General features: G+C 56.9%; 3 protein-coding genes. All 3 read right to left on the minus strand.

The window, feature by feature from the left end:
- Positions 1 to 1399: hypothetical protein (locus AK963_RS27330; protein ID WP_202969886.1), on the minus strand; the 1399-nt coding region annotated here is incomplete at its 3' end.
- On the minus strand, positions 1311 to 2714 hold the full coding sequence (locus AK963_RS27335) for a hypothetical protein (RefSeq protein WP_066018485.1): 1404 nt from the start codon (positions 2712 to 2714) through the stop codon (positions 1311 to 1313). The genes AK963_RS27330 and AK963_RS27335, both read right to left, overlap by 89 nt.
- Positions 2715 to 2743: 29 nt before the next feature.
- A partial coding sequence (locus tag AK963_RS33780) for a hypothetical protein (RefSeq protein ID WP_175404687.1) occupies positions 2744 to 3073 on the minus strand: 330 nt, incomplete at its 5' end.

Raw genomic sequence — 3073 nt, forward strand, 5'->3', positions numbered from 1 at the left:
TGAAAATGGGCACCTTGCCATCCGGTGGTAAACGCACCGGGTCTAGCCCGATCAGTTCGGCGTCCAGCGGCAGGCTGGTTTCCACAATGCAGTTATATCGTATGCTCTGCGGTATGACGAAAATTGGCTTCTTTTCAGGAGAGCCGCCGTCGGTAAATTGAATCTCACACCAGCCGGTGGTGGTGTCGATCTTCCCCTGCACTTCGCTGGTGTTAATCTCGCCGTTGAAGTCGGCGCTGGCGGTGATGATGTCGCCGTTATCCACTCGCACTGCAGTAAGCTGCAAACTGCCCAATCTGACCGGTGATCCCGGTGTACGAAATGCCACAGCGTCTACTTTGAAACCCGGGCCTATGGTGGCGGCTGCTTCGATGGTGGCGCTGGTAAATCCACCCTGTGGATAAGTGGCTAACGTGACCACGCCACCGCTGTAGTCAATGCTGCCTACCTGCAGGCCTGCGTTGGTTTCGGTGCTGATGTTGGTGAACACCTGGCCGTCCCGGTCATAGTAGGTCTGGCCGTTCCAGGTAAACACCACGCTCCCCGGCAGTAGGGTATCGCTGATTAAGGGCAATAAATCCAGGGTCAGCTCGGGCGATGGCAGGGTTTCGCTGTAGGGGGCATGGCTCAGGTTGCTGGCCTGGGCGATGGCGGTGATGCTGCTGCCGTTAAAGGTCTGGGTTCTGGTGGTGTTGGTGGTTTCTACTCGGTAATAAGTGCGACCAGCAACAGAGCGAGAGACATTGCTGTATTCTGTATAGTTGTAATCCTGTAAGGCCAGAACCGTAAAATCCCCGGTCTGGTAATCGATAACGCCGGTTACGCCACGCCAGCCGCCGGTGGTGTCGTCATCCAGCTGTTTTGCCACGGTGGTGGTGGTTTCATAAGTCTCGAAATTTTCCCCCCGGGCATCGCTTGGCACGTTGGATAGCTGCTCCACCAGAAACTGCAGCTGTATGGAACCGGGCAATAACGGCGCACCGGGAATTGTGCCACTCATTACGCCCTGGCCATCGATGGCAACGTTCACCTGACCACCGGCGCTGGTGCCTTCCTGATAATCCACTTGTATCTCGGTACCAGTGTCAGGCAGGTTGTCTAGCTGAAAGCTCAATTCTCCCGGGGCATAGTGGATAGCGCCATTGCCGTCGCCGGTCAGCAGGCCGTTGCCCTGGTCGGTCAGGGTTTTATCCTGGCTGTTGGATATATAAGTCACGGTCAGACTGCCGGGCTTGATGCCGGGTTTCTCCACCGTGTGCCTGAAGGTCATATCCTCCACCGGTACACTGCCGGTGCGAATGGTCACCTCGTCATCGTTCTGCGCCACATAGCTGTAAACGATGGCGCTGTCCGGGTCGGGCATGGCATCCATGGGTAATGGCCGCGGATCCGGTTGCAAAAATTATGGTTCCTGAACCGGAGCCGGAAAGCTGGCCTGCTCCTGTGTCCCGGATATCCTGCCACTTGCCCAGGGCGATATAACTCACTACCAGAGTACCCGGTCTTGGTTTCGCCTCGGCCATGTTCAGGGTGTAGTTAAAGCCCCGGTTCTGGTTGGTGATGGGAATGGCACCGCTGACGGCGGCTCCGGTAATCGCCACGGCAGGCTGGTAGCTGGCTGAAGCACTGGCGGTGGTGTAACTGCTGGCTCGCCATACGTTGATCTCGCCCAGCTCATAGTCGACGGTCAGTTGGCTGTAGTTGTTGCTGCCGCTTTTGTGGATCAGCAGGCCTGCGCCGTCGTCCTCAAAGGTGCCGCCCTCCAGTGAAAGGCTCAGTGTTTTCGGCAGGACGCCTCGCTGTAGATAGGTTCGACTCTGGTTGCCGCTGATATGGACAAAGCGACAGGCGACGTTCCGGGTGCTGGCTGAAGTCGCCACCATCGTTTTGCCGGTGTAGCCGCCATACTGATCCAATAGCGGGCTTTCCACTTTGGCGCTGGGCACCAGTGCGTTGTAAACACTCGCCGCCTTGATGGTCAGGTCACCGGCGGTGATGTTAGCACTTACTGACTGAATGCCGTAATAGCGGGAGGTGTCGGCGATCTGGGTGGTGTGGACGGTGCTGGTTTCTTCTTCGGGGATACCAGGGAAAGGCTGCGCTCCGATAAACGTGGTGATCAATGCGGCGCTGATGTCCATCTCCAGCTTTCGCCGGGTAAAGTCCACAAACTTGCCACCCTGGTTATAGGTAAAGGTGGCCACCTGGTGAGTAAGGCCGGTAATCCGGACAAACTGGCTGACCTGCTCATCCGGTGTGGTGAGCTTGTACACTTCACCGATCTCGGGAATGGCCAGCTCCTCCCGCTGATAGCCGACGATGGTTCGCTGTCCCTGCAGCTGGTCACCAATGGGGAGCCAGCTGGCTTCAATGCCCGGCACCACATAGCTCTCGATCCGGTTGCGGGCGTCGGCTCGCTCGTCGGTCTGGTCGTCGGTATTGAATAAGAGGACGCTGACGTTGGGGTCTTTCGGTGGCTCTGTCAGGATCAGGTGGCTGCCTAAATAGGCATCGCTGTTGTCGGTACTGATCCCAATAAACGCTTTACGCAGTGCCACGTCACCGATGGTACGGTCTAATCGGGAAATGTCCCGGAACAAATTATTCACGTTGCCGTCGATCACTTCGCTGCCGGTCACCCGTCCGCCACCGTCCTCCTCATCGGTCAGGCGCTGGCTTTCAAAGAGTTTCACGTCGCTGTTATTGATGGCCATCCATGTCACCTTTTTTTTCTGAACGGGTTTTATGCTGCAGGCGTTTCGACTGTCAGCAGCCGCAGGGTCAAACTGTATTGGTAGTTGTCATCGGGAAACGCAAAGGGCAGTATCTGTTGCGCTTCCACTGGGCTGCCCGATGTTCGGTCAAAAATTACGGAAAACAGCCGCAGGTCAGGCAGGGTCAGTGTCATGACTTTATTGGCGGTTTCGCTCAAGGTGAGCAGGCTGGCCACGGTGCTGCGGGTCACCCATCCGGCGTCCTGTCCACCGGAGAGCTCTATGGATCGACCATACTGTTTGCTCTGTTCCTGAATCAGCAAAGCACCGGTTAAGGTGCGTTCCTGGCTCTGCTCCAC

It is taken from the genome of Endozoicomonas atrinae, from assembly GCF_001647025.1.
In the GTDB taxonomy this organism is placed as follows: Bacteria; Pseudomonadota; Gammaproteobacteria; order Pseudomonadales; family Endozoicomonadaceae; genus Endozoicomonas; species Endozoicomonas atrinae.